The 21775-nt window shown below is 42.4% G+C and carries 17 protein-coding genes and 1 pseudogene; 13 read left to right on the forward strand and 5 right to left on the reverse strand.

All coding sequences use genetic code 11. The features are described 5' to 3' along the window. Window positions 1-158: 158 nt before the first annotated feature. Both I2I04_RS17870 and I2I04_RS17875 read right to left on the reverse strand, forming a co-directional pair. Window positions 159-728 carry an RNA polymerase sigma-70 factor gene (locus I2I04_RS17870; protein WP_143256642.1) on the reverse strand — a complete coding sequence of 190 codons (570 nt, stop codon included), beginning with the start codon at window positions 726-728 and terminating at the stop codon, window positions 159-161. A gap of 364 nt (window positions 729-1092) precedes the next feature. Continuing rightward, a complete protein-coding gene (locus I2I04_RS17875) occupies window positions 1093-2388 on the reverse strand; it encodes a VapE domain-containing protein (RefSeq protein WP_195655550.1) in 1296 nt (431 codons plus the stop codon). A 308-nt stretch (window positions 2389-2696) separates the two neighbouring features. Here I2I04_RS17875 and I2I04_RS23535 point away from each other — a divergent pair. From I2I04_RS23535 to I2I04_RS17915, 8 genes and pseudogenes are all read left to right on the forward strand, one after another. After that, window positions 2697-2786 (forward strand): annotated as a pseudogene (locus tag I2I04_RS23535) (DNA-binding protein); the annotation flags it as partial. 921 nt (window positions 2787-3707) lie between these two features. Continuing rightward, window positions 3708-5594: a tRNA uridine-5-carboxymethylaminomethyl(34) synthesis enzyme MnmG gene (mnmG, locus tag I2I04_RS17885; protein ID WP_195655551.1), complete on the forward strand. Its 1887-nt coding sequence runs from the start codon at window positions 3708-3710 to the stop codon at window positions 5592-5594. A 50-nt stretch (window positions 5595-5644) separates the two neighbouring features. Then, complete coding sequence (locus I2I04_RS17890) at window positions 5645-6175, forward strand: adenine phosphoribosyltransferase (RefSeq protein WP_195655552.1); 531 nt, start codon at window positions 5645-5647, stop codon at window positions 6173-6175. Window positions 6176-6244: 69 nt separating this feature from the next. After that, window positions 6245-8086 (forward strand): excinuclease ABC subunit UvrC, encoded by a 1842-nt coding sequence (uvrC, locus tag I2I04_RS17895; protein WP_143256637.1) that lies wholly within the window; start codon window positions 6245-6247, stop codon window positions 8084-8086. Window positions 8087-8322: 236 nt separating this feature from the next. Continuing rightward, window positions 8323-8775, forward strand: a complete 453-nt coding sequence (gene dtd / locus I2I04_RS17900; protein WP_143256635.1) for a D-aminoacyl-tRNA deacylase — start codon at window positions 8323-8325, stop codon at window positions 8773-8775. Window positions 8776-8807: 32 nt separating this feature from the next. Then, complete coding sequence (locus I2I04_RS17905) at window positions 8808-9146, forward strand: nucleotide pyrophosphohydrolase (protein ID WP_009041169.1); 339 nt, start codon at window positions 8808-8810, stop codon at window positions 9144-9146. Continuing rightward, a complete protein-coding gene (deoC, locus tag I2I04_RS17910; protein WP_143256634.1) occupies window positions 9133-10035 on the forward strand; it encodes a deoxyribose-phosphate aldolase in 903 nt (300 codons plus the stop codon). Before I2I04_RS17905 ends, deoC begins: the two co-directional genes overlap by 14 nt. A gap of 399 nt (window positions 10036-10434) precedes the next feature. Beyond that, window positions 10435-11115 (forward strand): DUF1266 domain-containing protein, encoded by a 681-nt coding sequence (locus I2I04_RS17915; protein WP_143257067.1) that lies wholly within the window; start codon window positions 10435-10437, stop codon window positions 11113-11115. On the opposite strand, the gene I2I04_RS17920 is transcribed toward I2I04_RS17915, so the two are convergent. Beyond that, window positions 11116-12090, reverse strand: coding sequence for a polyprenyl synthetase family protein (locus I2I04_RS17920; protein ID WP_195472367.1), 975 nt, complete (start codon window positions 12088-12090; stop codon window positions 11116-11118). Window positions 12091-12178: 88 nt separating this feature from the next. On the opposite strand from I2I04_RS17920, the gene polA reads away from it, so the two are divergent. Both polA and I2I04_RS17930 read left to right on the forward strand, forming a co-directional pair. Beyond that, entirely contained in the window at window positions 12179-15028 is a 2850-nt protein-coding gene (polA, locus tag I2I04_RS17925; protein WP_195655553.1) for a DNA polymerase I, read from the forward strand. A 267-nt stretch (window positions 15029-15295) separates the two neighbouring features. Continuing rightward, a complete protein-coding gene (locus I2I04_RS17930) occupies window positions 15296-15691 on the forward strand; it encodes a DUF3836 domain-containing protein (RefSeq protein WP_143256630.1) in 396 nt (131 codons plus the stop codon). Window positions 15692-15781: 90 nt separating this feature from the next. Here the strand turns inward: I2I04_RS17930 and I2I04_RS17935 are convergent, their stop codons facing one another. After that, window positions 15782-16561 (reverse strand): LytR/AlgR family response regulator transcription factor, encoded by a 780-nt coding sequence (locus tag I2I04_RS17935; protein WP_143256629.1) that lies wholly within the window; start codon window positions 16559-16561, stop codon window positions 15782-15784. Next, the gene (locus tag I2I04_RS17940; protein ID WP_195655554.1) at window positions 16558-18591 is read right to left on the reverse strand and encodes a histidine kinase; all 2034 of its coding nucleotides are present in this window, start codon (window positions 18589-18591) and stop codon (window positions 16558-16560) included. Before I2I04_RS17940 ends, I2I04_RS17935 begins: the two co-directional genes overlap by 4 nt. Window positions 18592-18714: 123 nt before the next feature. Here I2I04_RS17940 and I2I04_RS17945 point away from each other — a divergent pair, with 123 nt between their 5' ends. The 3 genes from I2I04_RS17945 to I2I04_RS17955 all read left to right on the forward strand — a co-directional run bounded on the left by I2I04_RS17945 (window position 18715) and on the right by I2I04_RS17955 (window position 21769). Continuing rightward, the gene (locus I2I04_RS17945) at window positions 18715-19620 is read left to right on the forward strand and encodes a serine O-acetyltransferase (protein WP_004296704.1); all 906 of its coding nucleotides are present in this window, start codon (window positions 18715-18717) and stop codon (window positions 19618-19620) included. 16 nt (window positions 19621-19636) lie between these two features. After that, complete coding sequence (locus tag I2I04_RS17950; RefSeq protein ID WP_143256627.1) at window positions 19637-21076, forward strand: class I SAM-dependent RNA methyltransferase; 1440 nt, start codon at window positions 19637-19639, stop codon at window positions 21074-21076. 144 nt (window positions 21077-21220) lie between these two features. After that, complete coding sequence (locus I2I04_RS17955) at window positions 21221-21769, forward strand: ORF6N domain-containing protein (protein ID WP_004313721.1); 549 nt, start codon at window positions 21221-21223, stop codon at window positions 21767-21769. Window positions 21770-21775: the final 6 nt, after the last annotated feature.

Raw genomic sequence — 21775 nt, forward strand, 5'->3', positions numbered from 1 at the left:
ATTTTTTTGAGATAAGAATATAAAGGAGAGGATTTTAGGGGCGAAAATATAACATTATGTCACGTTATTAAAGGAATCCGTTTGTTTTTAACAAAGGAAATAAATCTTAAGTAATCAATAAAAAGACAAAGATGTATCAAATTGACTTTTTTATCTTTTTAGAGAAATAAACAAAGAATAATAGAATGAACAGAGTCGCCCAGCTTCTCACGAAGGAATTTATAGCTGCGTGTCTTTTGAGTTTTAACAGTATTGATACTTATTTCTAAACGTTCCGCTATCTCCTCCCATGTATATCCCTCGATTCTCATTAAAATAATCCGGCGCTGTTCGGCAGGAAGTTCTTCAATATAACAATACAGTTGGCGGATAATTTCTTCTTTTACCGTCAATGCATAAATCATATCCTCGTCCTCCACGCTTTCTTCTTCAGCTAAAGAACTCAATATGGTATCATGGATTTGATTATTGCGTATATATAATAAGGTGTTATTATAGCAGGCGCGATAAAGATAATTGGTAAGCTCTTTAATACCAGAAAAAGTACGTTTCCCCTCCCATATAGAAATAAAGACTTCCTGTACCAAATCTTCGACCGCATCAGGAACCGGCAATATCTTGGAAACATAAACACATAAAGCAGCATAAAAACGATCGTAGAAATCGCCCCACATCTTTTCATCCTTCCGGTTTACTCCCGCTACTATGGTGTCAATTTTATCGTTCATACTGTCACATTACCTGCGAAAAAAGAGAACAGAATTCACAAAAACCGCCGTAACTACTTACTTTTGCGATAATTATGGATGCAAATATATTGTTTTTTTCAGAAACGCAGACCTTGCCGGCTTACAAAATAGAAAATAAAATGCAACAAGGTATAAAGACTAGCTTTAAAGAAGAATATAAAACAAGAAATACTTCGATTAGTAACAACATTATTGGAACTAAAGTCATTACCAATCAAAATATGTCCGAGGCTTGATTATTTATTACTTTCTGATTATAATGACATATGCTGTTATTCACAGTCGTCACAAAGATACAACTACCTTATTCACAGATATCTAATGTGAACAAACAGGATCATTCTCACTCTTCACAGCCTTTCACCTTCTTCACCAAATACACATTACCCAATCTCGTATGCTGTCGGCTGATACCTGCTGCGGTCAGAATTTGCGCCAGTTGGATAGGTGTACAGTTGCGAAGCACGGCGGGAAATCTCTTTTTTAATTCCTGATGAATAATAACAGCGGAGAGTGACAAGCAATCCGGTTCGTTCAACGTGGCAGGTGCGTATGTGTTGCGTACAATGTCTTCTATAGGGTTGACATGATAGTATGCCATGTTATGATATTGCAAAGCATGTTCTTCCTCCTTATTAAGCCAGTGGCGGGCACCTGCAAGCAATTCTTCTTTCAATTGGGCGTAGATTTGTGAATGTTCAATTCCGGTACAGTCAATATCATGTTCCGCTACAATGCAGATGAATCTGCGGCTGCCTGTCGGGTCACACAGTAAGTCCGTCCGGTTACTCGTTCCGATGAAAGAAGCGATACGGGGAAGCGACCGGAAATTTTTCTGATAGGCTTTGCAGATATTGAGGCTGGACATTTGCATCAGATTTTTCAGTAACGGCATCTTTTGCGCTCCGTATTTGTCAAATTCGTCCATGTTTAGTAATCCCATCTCGGCTAGGAGACGTTCGGGATTACCTTGTGCGGTTAGTTTCAGATTATCCGAATAATAACGGGCCAGTTGTGGCGGCATCAGCATGCGACAGAAAGTGGATTTATGGCGTCCCTGTTCTTCGCTGATAAGTATCGGGGCTACGCTGTTCGCTTGTGCTTGATTCACTCCCAGCCATTGGGCGGCAAGTCCGAGCATCCAGGTGTGAAAGCTTTTTATCCATAGAGGAATGTCGGATACTCGCTTCGCTAAGGACTTTAACCGATCTGTTCCGTCCCAGGTAGGTAGTTCGTTCATATAAAGTCGGAAAGGGTGGTAACTTTCCACTTGGGTAGAGTAGATATATCTTTGAAGATCCTTGTCCCAGCAGTTGATTCCTTCTTTGTGGGCTTCCAGGCAGAAAGTATTCAGTTCTCGCTTGTCTATGCGGCAGAAAGGAACGTCTCGTTGGCCGGATGGCCGAAATTCGGTTTCTTCGGTGAGCAGGTTGTAGCGGAAGTCATATTGTGCTTTCAGGAAGTCAATCACTTGTTGTGTCAGAAGGACGGGTTGCTTATGTGCTTCCTGCTCATGCACTTCTTGCATTTTTGGCTCTTCCTTTGACGTATTCGGTGAAACGATGACGTTTGACGATTCTTTCATCAATGCTCGTATTCTTTTTGCCAAACGTTTCGAGTTATATTCTAATGTCTTCATATTTTTCTTCTTTTTAAATGAATAAATGTTGTTTTTTCGACCGGTTGATGCTGCTAAGGTATAACATGGGATATGGGGTTTGCAAGTATTTAACTAAGAAAAAGTTTATTTTCTCCTGAAATGAAAAACAAGCTTTCTTATGCGGATAAGTCGTTACTTTGTCGTATCTTTAGTACTTGTTTAGGAGAAGCCGACTGGAGTTGTCCAGTTGGCTGACAATAGTTGACTGAACAGCCGATTCCAGTCGTCCGAATAGCCGATTAAAGTTGTCCTATGATGAAGTTACACATTTAAATTGATAAGAAGTAATGGCTATTGTGTTTGATTGGTATGAAAATCCTAATGCTTCTTCGGAAGAAGAAGCAGCGTTGCATCCGCGTATCTTCATGAATGGAAAAGATGCGGCACATCCTTCACGCTAACGACTGTGAAGATGTGAAAGAAGCATATTTCTTAGAGTAATCACACGAAAGAGTTGATAGCTTGATACTTATCCTCATGTGAAGAGAATGAACAAACATTCAGTAAAGAAAATATATTGGCATAAAACTATATCCTGCATCGTCATATCTCATCAGACAGCCGAATGTATATTATTACCGGTGAACCTATTATTCACGAGAGCAAAGGGTACAAAAAAAGAGCGAATTATTCCGCCCCACCTTTAAAGAATCCCCATAAATGGGATTCTTCTTTTTCTTCATCTTTCATTTACTCTTTACCTGAAAACGTCTTTTTCCTAATACCTAATCAAAACAATCTTTTTCCTAAAAACTAATCTTAAAATCTAATACCTCAATTTTATAAACTAATACCTTTTAATTATTACCTTTTTCTAATACCTAAAATATAAGTAGTTTCACAACTACACTGCAAAGGTATAGCTGTTTGCGAAAACAACAAAAGCCATTATACAAAAAAACACATTTAGGCTTGTTTTTTTGACTTATGTCAAGACGTAGGGTAGATTTTGAATGTAAATCTCAGGTTTATTCCCACAGCAATCCGTATTTTCTACAAATCGTTCCTTTTACTCTCTAGTTGCACTCATAATCGGGCAAACGTGCAACTAACAAAAAGAAAGCAAAACAGGGGATTTAAAATACAATATATTGCCATTCCATTCAAAAATATAAAAACACAAAAGGCAATAAACAGCCTATTTTCGAACAATCTGCATATTTCTAATCCAAAATTACGGCGTTTTTTTCAGTCAAGCCGGATTCCTCCCCGGATTTTCAGAAGCAAAAACAGCTTGAAGATACAAGTCTCGCAACTTTTCCGTAACTTTGCAGCGTTTGATAATAAATAAGATAGGAATGGATTTTAAGTACGACGTAATTGTAATTGGTGCCGGACATGCTGGTTGTGAGGCAGCGGCAGCCGCAGCTAATTTAGGTTCCAAAACTTGTCTCATCACAATGGACATGAACAAGATTGGACAGATGAGTTGCAACCCGGCTGTAGGAGGAATCGCCAAAGGACAAATTGTACGTGAAATAGATGCACTGGGTGGACAGATGGGATTGGTGACAGATGAAACAGCCATTCAGTTCCGAATTCTAAACCGCTCGAAAGGCCCTGCCATGTGGAGCCCCCGCGCCCAATGCGACCGGGCTAAGTTCATTTGGTCCTGGAGAGAGAGACTGGAAAATACGCCCAACCTTCATATCTGGCAAGATACAGTATGCGAACTGCTCGTTGAAAACGGTGAAGTTACCGGATTGGTTACTGCATGGGGTGTCACCTTCAAAGCAAAATGTATTGTGCTCACCGCAGGAACTTTCCTCAACGGATTAATGCATATAGGACGCCACCAATTACCGGGAGGAAGAATGGCCGAACCGGCTTCCTACCAATTGACCGAATCCATCGCCCGCCACGGTATCACTTACGGAAGAATGAAAACCGGTACTCCGGTACGAATTGATGCGCGCAGCGTTCATTTTGACCAAATGGAAACACAAGCCGGCGAATGCGACTTCCATAAATTCTCCTTCATGAATACCAGTACGCACCACTTAAAGCAACTTCAATGCTGGACATGCTACACTAATGAAGAAGTACACCGGATTTTGCGTGAAGGTTTGCCGGATTCTCCCCTGTTCAACGGACAGATACAAAGTATCGGGCCACGCTATTGCCCGAGCATCGAAACCAAGATTGTTACTTTCCCCGATAAAGACCAGCACCAGTTATTTCTGGAACCGGAAGGAGAAACCACACAAGAGTTATACCTTAACGGATTCTCTTCTTCACTTCCGATGGAAATACAAATTGCAGCACTGAAGCAGATCCCGGCTTTCAAAGATCTGGTTATTTATCGTCCGGGATACGCTATCGAATATGACTACTTCGATCCGACCCAATTAAAACATACGTTGGAATCGAAGATTATCAAAAACCTGTTCTTTGCCGGACAAGTGAACGGCACTACCGGATACGAGGAAGCAGGAGGACAAGGATTGGTAGCCGGCATCAATGCGCATATCAACTGCCACGGTGGAGAGGCATTTACTTTGGCCCGCGACGAAGCATATATTGGCGTATTAATCGACGATTTGGTTACCAAAGGTGTGGATGAGCCCTACCGTATGTTTACCTCCCGTGCAGAATATCGTATTTTGCTTCGTATGGATGATGCAGATATGCGCCTGACAGAAAAAGCATTTAAGCTTGGATTGGCCAAGGAAGATCGCTATCAACTGGTAAGAAGCAAGCAGGAAGCTGTGGAACAAATCGTTTCTTTCGCGCGCAACTATTCGATGAAACCGGCATTAATTAACGATGCTCTCGTAAAGATAGGAACAACTCCCCTACGTCAGGGATGCAAGTTGATAGAAATCTTAAACCGTCCGCAAGTGACAATTGAGAATATAGCAGAACACGTTCCGGCGTTTCAACGGGAACTGGAGAAAGCGACAAGTTCGGATCAGGATCGGAAAGAAGAGATTCTCGAAGCTGCCGAAATCTTAATCAAGTATCAAGGATACATTGACAGAGAACGAATGATTGCTGAAAAGCTGGCACGACTGGAAAGTATAAAAATCAAAGGGAAGTTTGATTATTCTACCATTCAGTCCCTATCCACCGAAGCTCGGCAAAAGCTGGTAAAGATAGATCCGGAAACAATTGCGCAAGCGAGCAGAATCCCGGGAGTTTCTCCAAGCGACATCAACGTGTTGCTCGTACTTTCGGGACGATAGGCGGCAACGTTTCACGTGAAACAAAACATTTAAAGAAACGATATAATTCAATGATTATGAGCAAAGAAACACTAATCAAAAGCATTCGGGAAATACCCGATTTTCCGATTCCCGGAATCCTGTTCTACGACGTCACCACTCTATTCAAAGACCCTTGGTGCTTGCAGGAATTATCAAACATCATGTTTGATATGTATAAGGACAAAGGGATCACCAAAGTAGTAGGAATAGAATCAAGAGGCTTCATCATGGGACCGATTTTAGCCACCCGCCTGAACGCAGGTTTCATTCCTATTCGCAAGCCCGGCAAGCTACCGGCAGAGACGATTGAAGAAAGCTATGACAAGGAATACGGAAAAGACACCGTGCAAATTCACAAAGACGCACTGGATGAGAATGACGTAATTCTATTACACGATGATTTGCTGGCAACAGGAGGCACGATGAAAGCGGCTTGCGAATTGGTGAAAAGACTAAAGCCTAAAAAGGTATATGTAAACTTCATCATTGAGCTGAAAGAATTGAATGGAAAATCAATGTTCGGAGACGACATAGAAGTAGAATCGGTATTGACTTTATAAAGGATTTGCGTCTATTTGCAGAGAATGTGTCAAAAGTAAGCAGCTAGCGATCTCTCATACCTAACAATTATGAATGCAGAACCGGAAAGCAGAACCAATGAATATTTGAAAGGAATTGTAGCCAACCTTCCCGAGAAACCGGGTATTTACCAATATCTGAATACGGAAGGGACGATTATATACGTTGGAAAGGCTAAAAATCTAAAGAAAAGAGTCTATTCTTATTTCAGCAAAGAGCATCAGCCGGGAAAGACACGAGTACTAGTCAGCAAAATCGCTGACATCCGCTATATCGTTGTCAATACGGAAGAAGATGCGCTATTGCTGGAGAATAATCTGATAAAGAAATATAAACCACGCTACAACGTTCTATTAAAGGACGACAAGACCTACCCTTCTATCTGCGTGCAGAATGAGTACTTCCCGAGAATCTTCAAAACAAGGAAGGTTATCAGAAACGGTTCTTCTTATTATGGCCCGTACAGCCACATTCCATCGATGTATGCGGTGCTGGACCTGATAAAGCATTTATATCCCTTGCGCACTTGCAATTTAAACCTAAGTCCGGAAAACATACGGGCGGGCAAATTTAATGTATGCCTGGAATATCATATAAAAAACTGCGCCGGGCCATGCATCGGATTGCAATCACAGGAAGAATATCTCAAAAACATAGATGAAATCAAGGAAATCCTGAAAGGGAATACACAAGACATCAGTCGTATGCTGCTGGAAAAGATGCAGACGTTGGCAGCCGAAATGAAGTTTGAAGAGGCACAGAAGGTGAAAGAGAAATATCTTCTAATAGAGAACTACCGCTCCAAATCAGAGGTAGTAAGCGCTGTATTGCACAATATCGATGTATTTTCAATCGAAGAAGACGAGTCGAATTCTGCTTTCATCAATTATCTGCACATTACAAACGGCGCCATCAATCAGGCTTTCACATTCGAATATAAAAAGAAGCTGAATGAATCAAAAGAGGAGCTTTTGACGCTTGGTATTATCGAAATGAGGGAACGCTATAAAAGCCAGTCCAGAGAGATTATAGTGCCTTTTGAACTCGATTTGGAGTTAAACAATGTCGTATTTACCATTCCACAGCGAGGAGATAAGAAGAAATTGCTGGATCTTTCGGTTCTAAACGTGAAACAGTACAAGGCCGACCGCCTGAAACAGGCAGAAAAGCTGAATCCGGAACAAAGAAACATGCGTTTAATGAAAGAAATTCAGCAAGAGTTACATTTGGAAAGGCCACCACTGCAAATCGAGTGTTTTGACAACTCCAATATACAAGGTTCTGACGCCGTGGCAGCCTGTGTCGTATTTAAAAAGGCCAAGCCATCAAAGAAAGATTACCGGAAATACAATATAAAGACGGTTGTAGGGCCTGATGACTATGCTTCCATGAAAGAGGTTGTCAGAAGGCGTTATCAACGCGCTATCGAAGAGAATTCCCCTCTACCCGACCTGATTATCACCGATGGTGGAAAAGGCCAAATGGAGGTCGTTAGAGAAGTCATTGAAGACGAGCTGAATCTGACCATCCCTATTGCCGGACTAGCAAAGGATAACCGCCACCGCACATCGGAACTGCTTTTTGGATTTCCTCCGCAGACTATTGGTATCAAACAACAAAGCCCACTATTCCGTCTGCTGACACAGATTCAGGACGAAGTTCACCGTTTTGCCATCAGTTTTCATCGCGACAAACGCAGCAAACGACAAGTTGCGTCCGCATTGGATACTATCAAAGGGATCGGTGAAAAGACAAAAACAGCACTTTTGAAAGAGTTTAAGAGCGTAAAACGAATAAAAGAAGCCTCTTTTGAGGAGATTGCCGCTATCATCGGAGAAGCGAAAGCTAAGACTGTAAAAACGGGATTAAGCAACGAATCATCAGAAGATTAATAAGAAGCCGGCGGAGTGGAGCGAGTTATCTTTCTATCATTTCAGGCACGGATTACACAGATTGCACGGATTTCACGGTTAAATTACCAAACCGCGTTATCCATGTAATCTGCGCCTAAACAATAAACCATTAAAGCTTTCGGCAAAACCCTATAATATTTTCCCGCCAATACACCGTTTTCTCTTCCGAATTTTGTAAATTTGCCTTTCCTAACCACGAAATAGAATAAATAACAATGCGAATAGTTATACAACGAGTAAGCCATGCATCAGTAACAATCGAAGGACACTGCAAATCGTCCATCGGAAAAGGGATGCTGATATTAGTTGGCATCGAAGAAGCAGACGGACAGGAAGACATCGACTGGCTCTGCAAAAAGATAGTGAATCTACGTATCTTCGACGATGAAAATGGGGTGATGAACAAGTCTATTCTAGAAGATGGAGGCGAGATTTTAGTTATCAGCCAATTCACTCTACACGCTTCTACCAAAAAGGGAAATCGCCCCTCTTATATCAAAGCCGCCAAACCGGATGTCTCTATCCCACTCTACGAGCAATTCTGCAAAGATTTAAGCGACGCACTGGGAAAAGAAATAGGCACAGGAACCTTTGGAGCAGACATGAAAGTTGAACTTTTAAACGACGGTCCTGTTACTATATGCATGGATACCAAAAACAAGGAATAGATATTCTATACTAATCATTAATCAATAAAAAAATGACTCTGGAAGAAGCACAGAAACAAGTGGACCAGTGGGTGAAAACATACGGTGTCCGTTACTTCAGCGAGTTGACCAATATGGCAGTCCTGACGGAAGAAGTAGGAGAACTGGCCCGTGTCATGGCCCGCAAATATGGCGATCAATCCTTCAAGGAAGGAGAAAAAGACAATATAGATGAAGAGATAGCAGACGTCTTATGGGTGCTTCTCTGCATCGCCAACCAGACGGGAGTAGACATCACTGACGCTTTCCGGAAAAGCATGGAGAAAAAAACAAAACGAGATAATAAAAGACATATCAACAATCCAAAACTGAAAGATCATGGAAGAGAATAACTCACAGCCCAACAAGTACAAGGCCGCATTGGCAAAGTATAATACCAATCTGAGCGATGCAGATATTCAAGCTCGCGTAGCTGAATTGATTGAGAAAAAAGTGCCGGAAAACAACACGGAAGACGTTAAGAAATTCCTGTTCAACTGCATTGATCTGACCACACTGAACAGTACGGACAGCGATGAAAGTGTGATGCACTTTACCGAAAAAGTCAATCAGTTTGACGACGAATATCCTGATCTGAAAAACGTAGCTGCCATCTGTGTATACCCCAACTTTGCAGCCGTCGTAAAGAACACGCTGGAAGTAGATGGAGTCAATATTGCCTGTGTATCAGGAGGTTTCCCCTCTTCACAGACATTCATTGAAGTGAAAGTAGCAGAAACCGCACTGGCTATTGCAGACGGCGCAGATGAAATAGACATTGTGATTTCCATCGGCAAATTCCTTAGCGGAGACTACGAAGGAATGTGTGAAGAAATACAGGAACTAAAAGAAGTTTGCAAGGAACGACACCTCAAAGTAATCCTCGAAACAGGCGCATTAAAGAGTGCTTCCAACATCAAGAAAGCATCTATCCTATCCATGTATTCGGGCGCAGATTTCATCAAGACATCTACCGGAAAGCAGCAGCCTGCCGCCACGCCGGAAGCCGCTTATGTGATGTGTGAAGCTATCAAAGAATACTACCAGAAGACAGGAAACAAGATTGGATTCAAACCGGCAGGTGGAATCAACACTGTTAATGATGCAATTATTTACTATACTATTGTAAAAGAACTATTAGGCGAAGAATGGCTTGACAACCAACTGTTCCGCCTGGGAACCAGCCGTTTGGCCAACCTCCTACTATCGGACATCAAAGGTGAAGAAATCAAGTTCTTCTAAAAGTTAAAGGCTACATTAGCAATCAAATACGCCTTACCGCGCGACTCCCGTATATACGGGAATCGACGCGGTATTTTTTATTTAAGAAAATCTAAAGATAGTTACTGAACAATCCGGAAAAATAATTATCTTTGTAAAAGGTTTAGCGATGAAAATATAGCTAATTAGTTATATTAGAGAACGTTTCATTTATTACCAGTTCCTGGAATTCGGCAAAATTCAAAGTTATGAATGGTAATAAGCAAACGGGTCTCACGCACCTTCATGTATATAATTCTGTTATATATCGAATGGAGCGTGGGACTGTTGCTTGTGTACTCATAACGGCTTGCCGAAGCCTCAGGACAATACATAGCAACAGTTCTCACGCTTTTCATGAACTTTATGGAGGTATCAAGGATGGACGCTTACACGAGAACCTTACGATTCAATCACAACCCTCGGAACCTTATCCTCGGAACAGAGAAAAAGAAGGGGCTACGCATCGGGTATATGGAGGCCGGACTGCAAGGCTTCTATCTCAACTCCATGGAAACCGGAGTTCATCCGCAGAAACTATCCAGACTACTGACAGAAGAGTTCCACTGCACCGACACCGAGTCCGTCACCGGATTATTCCAGTTCCTGATTAACGAAGGAGACAGGGTCTCCTACCAGATTATGCTCCCCTACTTACTCTCCACAGAGAACATCAACGAGTTCGAAAGCATCATCCAAAAGCGTTTTTTCGGAGTAGAACGCTTCATCCGGCAAGGAAAGAATCTATACAAATTCGTGAAATATACAGAGGAAAGAAGGGATCCGATTATATGGATAAATGACTTAGAAAAAGGGATCATCGGATGGGACATGGGATTGCTTGTCAGCTTGGCACGCGCCTCCCAAACATGCGGGCATATCAGCAAGGAACAAGCTTGGAAGTACATAGGACAAGCAGCCCAATTATGTTCCCTGGATCTTCATACAGCTGAAGAAATAGACAAGAGCTTCCTTTTAGGAAAAGCGATGAAATCGGGAAAAATAGAAGATTGGGACCGGTTGCTGTTGTGTTATTCACTTTTGGGCAAGTACCGTAAGTAATTATTTTTCGCGGTCTACTACGTAATCCAAATAAGCCCGGAGAGCTACACAAATATCAGATTCCGGCAAAGAAGCCAGTAAATCAAAAGCCTTTTGCTTATAGGCATTCATCATCTGAACGGCATATTCAATACCCCCGTTTTCTTTGATAAATGAGATCAAATGGGCAATTTCATCGAGAGTAGCCGTACCCTCCTTTACCTTGATTGCCAATTCTTGCGCCTCATCGTTTTTTGCCGTGTTTAATACATACAAAGCGGGCAATGTCAGTTTACCTTCAAGCATATCATTACCTGTCGGTTTGCCAATCTCTCTATTATCAAAGTAATCGAAAATATCATCCTTTATCTGAAAGCAGATACCAATATATTCGCCCAACAAACGGGCCCGTTCGGCTTCTTCTTCCCCTACACCTACCGAAAAAGCGGCAGCTTTCGTACAGGCGGCAAAAAGAGCGGCAGTCTTCTTACGGATTACATCAAAGTAAACCTCCTCAGAAAAGCTATGATTACTTACATTTGAAAGCTGAAGCAACTCACCGTCAGCAAGATCCTGTCCAAGAGTAGATACCAATTGAATAATGCGGTGACTGTTCGTCCGTTCGGCATGTACCAGACTGGTTGCCAACAGATAGTCGCCCGTCAGCACGGCTACTTTATTATTAAAGATAGCATTCACCGAGAGTTGTCCACGACGTTCGGTACTTTCATCCACGACGTCGTCATGTACCAAACTGGCTGTATGAAGGAGCTCCAATGAAACAGCTGCATGAAGAGTGGAAGGACATATAGCACCATAAAGACGTGCCACCAGCAAAACAAGAATAGGACGCATCATCTTACCATTCCTCTGCCGTATGTGAGATACGACACTATCGAGCAATGCATTTGAACTGGAGAGAGAACTATCAAAAAGTTCTTTGAAGTCTCTCAGTTCTGCTTCAATCGGAGTTCTGATGAGTGAGATGCTGTCCATTAATTACACAATTTGAGCACAAAAGTAATAATAAAACGCTGAATACCGTATTTTTTTGTACTTTTACCATGAAAAATTAATTAAATCTATGGATTCAAGTAATAAATTATTTCTTTTAGACGCTTATGCACTGATATATCGGGCGTATTATGCCTTTATTAAGAACCCAAGAATCAATTCCAAAGGATTCAACACTTCAGCTATACTGGGGTTTGTAAACACCCTCGAAGAAGTGCTGAAAAAAGAGAATCCTACTCATATAGGAGTAGCCTTCGACCCCGCAGGACCTACCTTCCGCCACGAAGCTTTCGAACAATATAAAGCACAGCGTGAGGAAACTCCGGAAGCGATCCGCCTTTCCGTACCTATTATAAAGGATATTATACGTGCTTACCGCATCCCTATTCTGGAAGTTGCAGGCTACGAGGCCGACGACGTAATAGGTACACTTGCCACCGAAGCCGGCCGTCAAGGCATCACCACTTATATGATGACTCCCGACAAGGATTACGGGCAGCTGGTAAGCGACAAGGTATTTATGTACCGTCCCAAGCATACAGGAGGTTTCGAAGTGATGGGTGTTGAGGAAGTGAAAGCCAAGTTTGACATTCAGTCTCCGGCACAAGTGATTGACATGCTCGGACTGATGGGCGACTCTTCGGATAATATCCCCGGATGTCCCGGAGTAGGAGAAAAGACTGCCCAAAAACTAATTTCTGAATTCGGAAGCATCGAAAACTTATTAGAGCATACCGACCAACTGAAAGGTGCACTGAAAACAAAAGTGGAAACGAACCGGGAAATGATTACTTTCTCGAAATTCCTCGCCACGATTAAAATTGATGTCCCCATCCAACTTGAAATGGACTCTCTCGTCCGCGAAGAAGCAGATGAAGATTCACTCCGAAATATTTTCGAAGAACTGGAATTTAGAACGCTCATCGACCGGGTACTAAAAAAAGAGGTTTCCGGAAATGGAATAACCTCCGCTCCCGGAAGTAAAGTCGCCACCGGAAAAAACGCCCCCTCTCCTCTTCCACTTTTTCCCGAAGAAGGAGGCGGAATACAAGGCGATTTGTTTGCGAATTTCACGTCCAATGAGCCGAATGAAGCAAAAAAATCGAATCTAGAGACGTTAGAATCGCATTCATACAACTATCAACTTATTGATACAGAGGAGAAAAGACTAGAAATTATTCAAAAGTTGCTTACATCGAAAATTCTCTCGTTAGATACGGAAACCACCGGAACCGAACCAATGGATGCCGAATTGGTCGGAATGAGTTTTTCCATTGCCGAAAATGAAGCGTTTTATGTTCCTGTTCCATCAGATCGGAACGAAGCGTTAAAAATCGTAAAGGAGTTCCGCCCTGTCTTCGAAAATGAGAATTCGTTAAAAGTCGGACAGAATATCAAGTACGATATGATCGTTCTTCAAAATTATGGTGCAGTAGTAAAAGGTCCGCTTTTCGATACGATGATCGCTCACTATGTTCTTCAACCGGAACTCCGTCATGGAATGGATTACCTGGCAGAAATTTATCTGCATTATCAGACTATCCATATTGACGAACTGATAGGTCCCAAAGGAAAGAATCAGAAGAACATGCGCGACCTCGACCCGAAAGATGTATATCTGTACGCTTGCGAAGATGCGGACGTCACTCTAAAACTGAAAAACGTATTGGAGAAAGAGCTGAAAGAGAATGACGCCGAACGTTTATTCTATGATATAGAAATGCCGCTTGTCCCGGTATTGGTCAATATCGAACGAAACGGAGTATTGCTGGACACGGAAGCACTGCAACAATCATCCGCTCATTTCACCGCCCAGATGGAGCAAATCGAAAAAGAGATTTACGAACTGGCCGGTGAGACCTTCAACATCGCTTCCCCCAAGCAAGTCGGCGAAGTCTTGTTTGACAAGCTGAAGATTGTAGAAAAGGCAAAAAAGACCAAGACCGGACAGTATGTCACCTCGGAAGAAGTGCTCGAAAGCCTCCGGCATAAACATCCTGTGGTAGAAAAGATTCTGGAACATCGCGGACTGAAAAAGCTATTGGGCACGTACATCGACGCGCTTCCCCTACTTATCAACCCACGCACAGGAAGGGTACATACGTCTTTCAACCAGACTGTAACCGCTACGGGACGCCTTAGTTCAAGCAACCCGAACTTACAGAATATCCCTATCCGCGACGAGAATGGGAAAGAAATCCGTAAAGCATTCATCCCCGATGAAGGCTGCCTCTTTTTCTCTGCCGACTATTCGCAGATCGAATTGCGTATCATGGCGCACCTCAGCGAGGATAAAAATATGATCGACGCTTTCCTTAGCAATCACGATATTCATGCTGCCACCGCTGCCAAAATCTATAAGATTGACCTGAAAAATGTAGGCTCCGACATGCGCCGCAAAGCCAAGACAGCCAACTTTGGTATTATCTATGGCATATCCGTATTCGGCCTTGCCGAACGGATGAATGTAGACCGCAAAGAAGCCAAAGAACTAATCGACGGTTATTTTGAAACTTATCCGGGAGTAAAAGCCTATATGGACAAAAGTATTCAGGTGGCCCAGGAAAAAGGCTACGTGGAAACAATTTTCCACCGAAAACGCTTCTTGCCGGATATCAATTCCCGCAATGCCGTTGTACGCGGATATGCGGAACGAAATGCCATCAATGCCCCTATCCAGGGAAGTGCGGCAGATATTATAAAAGTAGCTATGGCACGTATCTATCAACGTTTCCAGGCCGAAGGAATACAAGCCAAAATGATTCTGCAAGTACATGACGAATTAAACTTCAGCGTTCCCGTCAACGAAAAAGAGCGCGTAGAAGAAATTGTCATTGAAGAAATGGAGAGAGCATACCGTATGCACGTCCCCTTGAAAGCAGATTGCGGATGGGGTAAAAACTGGCTTGAAGCACATTAATATTATTTAACTCATTATCCAGAAAGCTATAAAAAGGATTCCTTTTTCGACGAAGTGATTCATTCTATATCCGGCAGATTGACTGCCGGATATTTTTTTGTCACCAATCTTGGCAAAAAGCAACCTATTCCCAGCCTCACCTATTGACATTTTGACAATCTTTTATCTCCAAATATGCATAAATACCAAATTAATATGTAGATTTGCAGCGTAAAACCTACACGTTTGGTAGACAAATGAAAGTATAACTCAAAAATTTAAATAGCCATGAAAGCAAAAGTATCTTTAAAAATGTTCGTTTTATCTGCAGCTCTTCTTGTTGTATCGCTTGCTACTTCTGCACGTAGCTACGATAATCAATTGATTTATAATCCAATCGAAGAGAATGGTATGACAGTGGGACAGACCGTTTACAAAATGGACGGAAACACACTTGCCAACTACATGAAATACAACTACAAGTACGATGACAATAAACGTATGATTGAAAGTGAAGCCTTGAAGTGGAACAGCAACAAGGACAAATGGGAAAAAGACCTACGTATCAACTATACATACGAAGGCAAGACCGTCACTACCAATTATTATAAATGGAACGCTAAAAAACAAGCCTACGTACTGGTACCCGAAATGACCGTTACGATGGATAATACAAATATGTAACATAAACTCTCTCTCTCATTCTAATATTCTAACAAAAGGATACGCCGCTTCTGCTGAAGAAGTGGCGTATTTCATTATATGAGGTCTACATTACAAAACAAAGAAACGCTCTTGCAGTTCTTTCAGATAACTTCGGGAAATAATCAGATCGTTTTTGTCGTGAAAAGGCGGATAGAGTTGACAACATTTACCATCAATCATTGCCAGATAATTAACATTTACAATAGCCGATTGACTAATCTGTACAAAAGCTTGTGAATAACTGATAATATCTTCTGCTTTTGTATTCCGTTTCAAATTCAGACGAGTCTGATTAAACAAGACTACCTGCCATTGACGCTTGTCTTTCAGATATTCAAAAAAGCCGATTTCTTCCAGGCGTAAAAGCTTGAAACCCGTCACTGTACTAATCATAAACATGCCCTGTTGTGGCATTAATGCACTGATAGAAGAGGCAAAAGAAGGCAAAAGAGGAAGCGAAGCAGAGGTCATCGCCTTCCGGTAACGCTCCATAATCACTTTCAGGTCTTCCGCTTCAAAAGGCTTCAACAAGAAGTCGAAAGCCGACTCACGCAATGCCTGAAGCAAGTATTTATCATAAGAAGTGTAAAACACCACCTTCATATCCCACAAAATATCCTCTCTAATTTCACTTAGCAAGTTAAGCCCCAAGATATCCGGAAGCTCCACATCGAGAAACAATAAATCCGGATGCAACTCCATAATCATCTTTTTACCCTTTGCACCATTCCCTGCGATTCCTTTTACTTCAAATTCACGATAGGGCTCTAACTCGCGGCGCAAAGCATCAATCGCTGTCCGTTCATCGTCAACGATGACTACCTTATACTTTTCTTCTGTCTCCATCATAAATCATAAGAAAAACGAAACGGGATATATACCGACACTTGCGTACCGGTTTGTCCATCGCTTCTATTGGTTATATCAAAACGTATTTTATCACTTTTATTCTTTGTATTCAGTAATTGGATGGTCTGATAAAGCACTTTCAGTCCTGTGCCAGTCCCCCGTGTGGCAGAAGCCACTTGCGGAAGATATCCGCGTCCGTTGTCAGTAATCGTCATGCGAATCCCATTTGTTTCACGGGAAACATATACACTTAGTTCCTTTTTTCCGTCCTTTCCCGCCAGTCCATGCTTAATCGCATTTTCTACCGGAATTTGTACAATCATAGAAGGAATCATAATGCGGGTTGCATCTAATCCGTCCTCCACTGTGACCGTCGCTACAAACTCTTCCCCTACACGCCCGCGCTCCAATTCGATATATGTACGCACGAAATCCAGTTCATCTTGCAAGGATACACTCAACTTCTCGGTAAGTTCGAGGCTTCGACGAAGATACTTCACCAGTTCCATCAGATTATGTTTTACCTCTTCCGAGCCGTTAAACTGGTTGATTTCACGTCCCAATACATTAAAAGTGAAATGAGGAGAAATACGGCTCCGCAAGTTCTCCATGCGAACACGGTTGATTTGTTGGAAGAATCGCTGACGAAGAAACTCCCTCTTTTTACGCATATACCAGACAACCACCACTACTCCCACTACAAGCAGCACGCAGACAAGCACCCAAATAGATACGCTCAATTTGAGCACCCTCATCTCTCCTGCCTGTCGCTGAATCTGTATTTCTTTACGAAGTACGATTGTATCTTGCCTATAGCGCATATCCAGTTCGGCAACACGCATCTGTATTCGTTCGCTACGAATGGAATCATCCAGATGACAATCACGTTTCAGATATTCATAGGCATGGCGGTAATCACCGATATGCTCAAAATAATGTTGCAGATACTGATTGCGTATAGTCAGCATATTGGCGTCAAGATGCCCGACAGGAGCAGTCCGGGCGATCATTGTTTTCGCTTGAGCTATATTTCCTTTCTTCAATGCCAGTTCAATCATCTGGGTTTCGATGTAATGTACGGCCGAATTATGCTGTATATCGGAGAAGAACCGATAACTCTCATCCAGACAGACCTGTGCGGAGTCCAGTTTGTCAGTCAGCAAGTACAATTCTCCCAGGTTTACTTTGATAAAATTCTGTTCAAACACCATCTGCGGATAAGAAGAGACGAGCACATTGGCTCTGCGCATATACTTCAAAGCTTCCTGATAGTCTTTCCGGTAATAATAATGATTACCGCGATTGTTGAGATAAGTCCATTGTTCGCTCACGTTCATGTCGTCGAAATACTGTCCGGCCAATTCATAGTAATAATTGGATAAATCGAAATCCCGCAGTTCCATGTAAGTTTGCCCTAATCCGTAGTAGACAGGGAATTTCGCGTGTTCGGACAAGTTCAGCGAATCACAGAGAAACAGGGCACGACGATAATACGAAGCTGTGTGTGCCAAGTCACTGCGATGCAGGTAGGCATCAGCAGTATTGATACAAATATCCGGGAGCAGGTGCAGTTTCTTTCCTTTCAGGCGATATTCGTAGGCTTTCTTATAATCGATAATTGCAGAATCAGGACGGTTCAGTTGCATCCACACGTTACCTTCGATATTATAAACATCGGATAACACATCATTCCATTGAGGACATTCGGAAGCTTTCCGGGAAAATTCCTTTACCCGGCAGTTGTAATAGAGTATAGAATCAAAATCGGAAGAGACAAAGAATGTTTTCCCATAAAGGGCAAGCAGACGATAATAAGCTTGGGAATCTTGTGCTTGTGTCAGTGCGTCAAGCACCTGTGAGCGGGAATAATGTACATTGGAAAACAAAGAGTCCTGTACACGAACTTCCAGAGAATCAATCAACACCTGTTCGCACAAAGAGCTATTGCGGTGTCTATCAGCATATCCGCAACTCAACAACATCAACAGCCCTAACAGCCCAAATAGTTTCATAGCAGTCCTCTGATTCATCAGTCCCCCTTATTCATGTCATGTTTTGAATGTGACAAAAATACATTATTTATCCTGAATCCCAGCGAATTTTATTATTTTTTTAATACCTTTGTGCCCATATAAATATGAGCAACTGACCTAATGAGTCCACTGAACTTCACCCACATTTTGACACAGGCAGTCGATGAGCTATCGGAAAGCGAATCTTATAAAGGACTGTTTCATCAGCACAAAGATGGCGAACCACTGCCCTCTGCTAAAGTCTTATATGAAATTATTGAGCTTTCACGCTCTATTCTCTTCCCCGGATATTACGGAAATTCTACTATTAACAGCCGGACAATTAATTATCACATCGGCGTCAACATTGAAAAATTGTTTGATTTACTTTGTGAGCAAATCCTCGCCGGATTATGTTTTAGCACTTCCATAGAGGGAAAATGTAACGTCTGCTCCGACTCGAAACGGGAAGAGGCTGCACGTCTTGCTGCTAAATTCATCAGTAAGTTACCCGCCATGAGAAGAATACTGGCAACCGATGTGGAAGCCGCCTATAACGGTGACCCGGCTGCCGAAAGCTATGGAGAGGTGATTTTCTGCTATCCGGCCATTAAAGCGATCAGCAATTACCGTATCGCGCATGAATTGCTGGAACTGGGTGTTCCTTTGATTCCCCGCATCATCACGGAAATGGCGCATAGCGAAACGGGAATTGATATCCATCCGGCCGCAAAGATTGGCACTCACTTCACTATCGACCACGGTACAGGTGTCGTTATCGGTGCCACGAGTATTATCGGAAATAACGTCAAGCTATATCAAGGCGTCACTCTGGGAGCCAAGAGTTTCCCGCTGGATGCCGACGGAAAACCAATCAAGGGAATCCCCCGCCATCCGATCCTGGAAGACAATGTGATTGTCTATTCCAACGCCACTATTTTGGGAAGAATCACCATCGGGCGTGACGCAACCGTAGGCGGTAATATCTGGGTAACGGAGAATGTTCCTGCAGGAGCAAGAATCGTACAAACTAAAGCAAAAAAATAAAATCAAAAGAATCTATATGAGCGAACAATTCGAGATGATAGCCAAGACTTTCCAGGGACTGGAAGAGATACTTGCAGAAGAACTGACAACATTAGGAGCCAACGATATTCAAATAGGACGTCGCATGGTTTCATTCACAGGAGATAAACGTATGATGTATAAGGCGAATTTTTGCCTTCGCACCGCCATCCGTATCCTGAAACCAATTAAAAACTTTACAGCCAAAGATGCCGATGAGGTTTATAATCAAATACAGGCTATTCCATGGGAAGAATATCTCGATGTGAACAAGACGTTCGCTATCGATGCAGTAGTATTCAGCGATGAGTTCCGCCATTCGAAATTCGTTTCGTATAAGGTGAAAGATGCGATTGTGGATTATTTCCGTGATAAAACAGGAAAACGTCCGTCGGTACGCATCAACAATCCGGATGTACTTCTGAATATTCATATTGCACAGACTACCTGTACGTTGTCTTTAGACTCGTCCGGAGAATCACTTCACCGTCGCGGTTATCGCCAAGAGGCAGTAGAAGCCCCGTTAAATGAGGTATTGGCTGCCGGCATGATTCTAATGACCGGATGGCGCGGAGAATGTGACCTGATCGACCCGATGTGTGGTTCGGGCACTATCCCTATCGAAGCGGCACTGATTGCCAAGAATATCGCTCCGGGAGTATTCCGTAAGGGGTTTGCTTTTGAGAAATGGGTAGATTTCGATGCGGATATGTTCGATGAGATTTACAATGATGACAGTCAGGAGCGTGAATTTGCTCATAAGATTTACGGATACGATAACAATCCGAAAGCTAATGAGATTGCGACTCACAATATAAAAGCTGCCGGTGTATCGAAAGACATCGTGTTGAAGCTGCAACCGTTCCAGCAGTTTGAGCAACCGCAGGAGAAGTCGATTATCATCACTAACCCGCCTTATGGTGAACGTATTTCCACTAATGATTTGCTTGGACTTTATCAGATGATCGGTGAACGTCTGAAACATGCGTTTGTAGGAAACGAGGCATGGGTGCTTTCTTATCGGGAAGAGTGTTTCGACCAGATTGGTCTGAAAGCAAGTCAGAAGGTTCCTTTGTTTAATGGACCGTTGGAGTGTGAGTTCCGCAAATATGAGATTTTTGACGGAAAATACAAAGAGTTCAAGAGCCAGGAAGAGGGAGAAGAAAAGAAAGAGGCTGAAGGAGAACAGGCTCCAAGATTCAAAGAAAGAAAAGAATTTAAGCCACGCCGCGAAGGTGAGTTCAAACCGCGTCGGGATGGTGAATCCAAATCTCGCAGAGAGGGAGAATACAAGCCGCGCAGAGAAGGTGGTGAGTTCAAAGGTGGTGACAGAGATAGAAAGCCACGGGGAGAATTCCGCGGAGGAAGAGATTCAAGAGGGCCAAGAGAATTTAGGGGGAACCGGGAGCCGAGGATTCCGAAGAAGGAAGAGGAATAAACCATTCAATAGTTAATGACACATTATAACATCACACACTCATTAACACCCTGATAACCAACTTAAGGTCACAAATTGCAACCTCAAGTTCAAATAACATTTTCGCCAATAAGCTATCTATGATAGCAACCAATTAAAGAAAAAATGAACGACATTGTTATCATTGAAAATAAAATTTATGAGATCAGAGGTCAAAAAGTTATGTTGGACTTTGATTTGGCGGAGATGTATGAAGTTACCACAGGTAACTTCAATAAAGCCATTAAACGAAACATCGAACGATTTCCTGCAAGATTCATGTTTCAATTAAATAAAGACGAGTTCAACTTGATATTCCAAAATGGAATATCAAGTTGGGGTGGTACTCGCAAAATGCCTTACGCTTTTACAGAACAAGGTGTAGCAATGTTATCTGGAGTTCTGAAAAGTCCCCGTGCTATTGAAGTCAGTATTAATATTATGGATGCCTTCGTCCACATGCGTCAATACCTGCTCTCCCATGCTCCGAAACAGGAATTGGAAGAATTGAGGAAAAGGATTGAATACTTGGAAGAGGACATATCCTCCGACAGAGAAAGCTACGAGAAGCAATTTGACGACCTATTCACCGCTTTTGCCAAGTTGAGTGCTGCCATTCAAATCAAGCAGACTCCCTTGGACAGAGTAAAAATAGAAGGATTTAAAAACAAATAATAAAGA

The sequence above is a fragment of the Bacteroides sp. 1001136B_160425_E2 genome, assembly GCF_015559655.1.
In the GTDB taxonomy this organism is placed as follows: domain Bacteria; phylum Bacteroidota; class Bacteroidia; order Bacteroidales; family Bacteroidaceae; genus Bacteroides; species Bacteroides luhongzhouii.

Bases quoted from the DNA above. Each gene is read 5' to 3' on its own strand.
- deoC (WP_143256634.1), top strand. From the start codon at position 9,133: ATGGAAGAGAATAACTCACAGCCCAACAAGTACAAGGCCGCATTGGCA.
- I2I04_RS17930 (WP_143256630.1), top strand. From the start codon at position 15,296: ATGAAAGCAAAAGTATCTTTAAAAATGTTCGTTTTATCTGCAGCTCTT.
- I2I04_RS17940 (WP_195655554.1), bottom strand. From the start codon at position 18,591: ATGAATCAGAGGACTGCTATGAAACTATTTGGGCTGTTAGGGCTGTTG.
- I2I04_RS17920 (WP_195472367.1), bottom strand. From the start codon at position 12,090: ATGGACAGCATCTCACTCATCAGAACTCCGATTGAAGCAGAACTGAGA.
- I2I04_RS17870 (WP_143256642.1), bottom strand. From the start codon at position 728: ATGAACGATAAAATTGACACCATAGTAGCGGGAGTAAACCGGAAGGAT.
- polA (WP_195655553.1), top strand. From the start codon at position 12,179: ATGGATTCAAGTAATAAATTATTTCTTTTAGACGCTTATGCACTGATA.
- I2I04_RS17915 (WP_143257067.1), top strand. From the start codon at position 10,435: ATGGACGCTTACACGAGAACCTTACGATTCAATCACAACCCTCGGAAC.
- I2I04_RS17890 (WP_195655552.1), top strand. From the start codon at position 5,645: ATGATTATGAGCAAAGAAACACTAATCAAAAGCATTCGGGAAATACCC.
- I2I04_RS17945 (WP_004296704.1), top strand. From the start codon at position 18,715: ATGAGTCCACTGAACTTCACCCACATTTTGACACAGGCAGTCGATGAG.
- uvrC (WP_143256637.1), top strand. From the start codon at position 6,245: ATGAATGCAGAACCGGAAAGCAGAACCAATGAATATTTGAAAGGAATT.
- I2I04_RS17950 (WP_143256627.1), top strand. From the start codon at position 19,637: ATGAGCGAACAATTCGAGATGATAGCCAAGACTTTCCAGGGACTGGAA.
- dtd (WP_143256635.1), top strand. From the start codon at position 8,323: ATGCGAATAGTTATACAACGAGTAAGCCATGCATCAGTAACAATCGAA.
- I2I04_RS17935 (WP_143256629.1), bottom strand. From the start codon at position 16,561: ATGATGGAGACAGAAGAAAAGTATAAGGTAGTCATCGTTGACGATGAA.
- I2I04_RS17955 (WP_004313721.1), top strand. From the start codon at position 21,221: ATGAACGACATTGTTATCATTGAAAATAAAATTTATGAGATCAGAGGT.
- mnmG (WP_195655551.1), top strand. From the start codon at position 3,708: ATGGATTTTAAGTACGACGTAATTGTAATTGGTGCCGGACATGCTGGT.
- I2I04_RS17875 (WP_195655550.1), bottom strand. From the start codon at position 2,388: ATGAAGACATTAGAATATAACTCGAAACGTTTGGCAAAAAGAATACGA.
- I2I04_RS17905 (WP_009041169.1), top strand. From the start codon at position 8,808: ATGACTCTGGAAGAAGCACAGAAACAAGTGGACCAGTGGGTGAAAACA.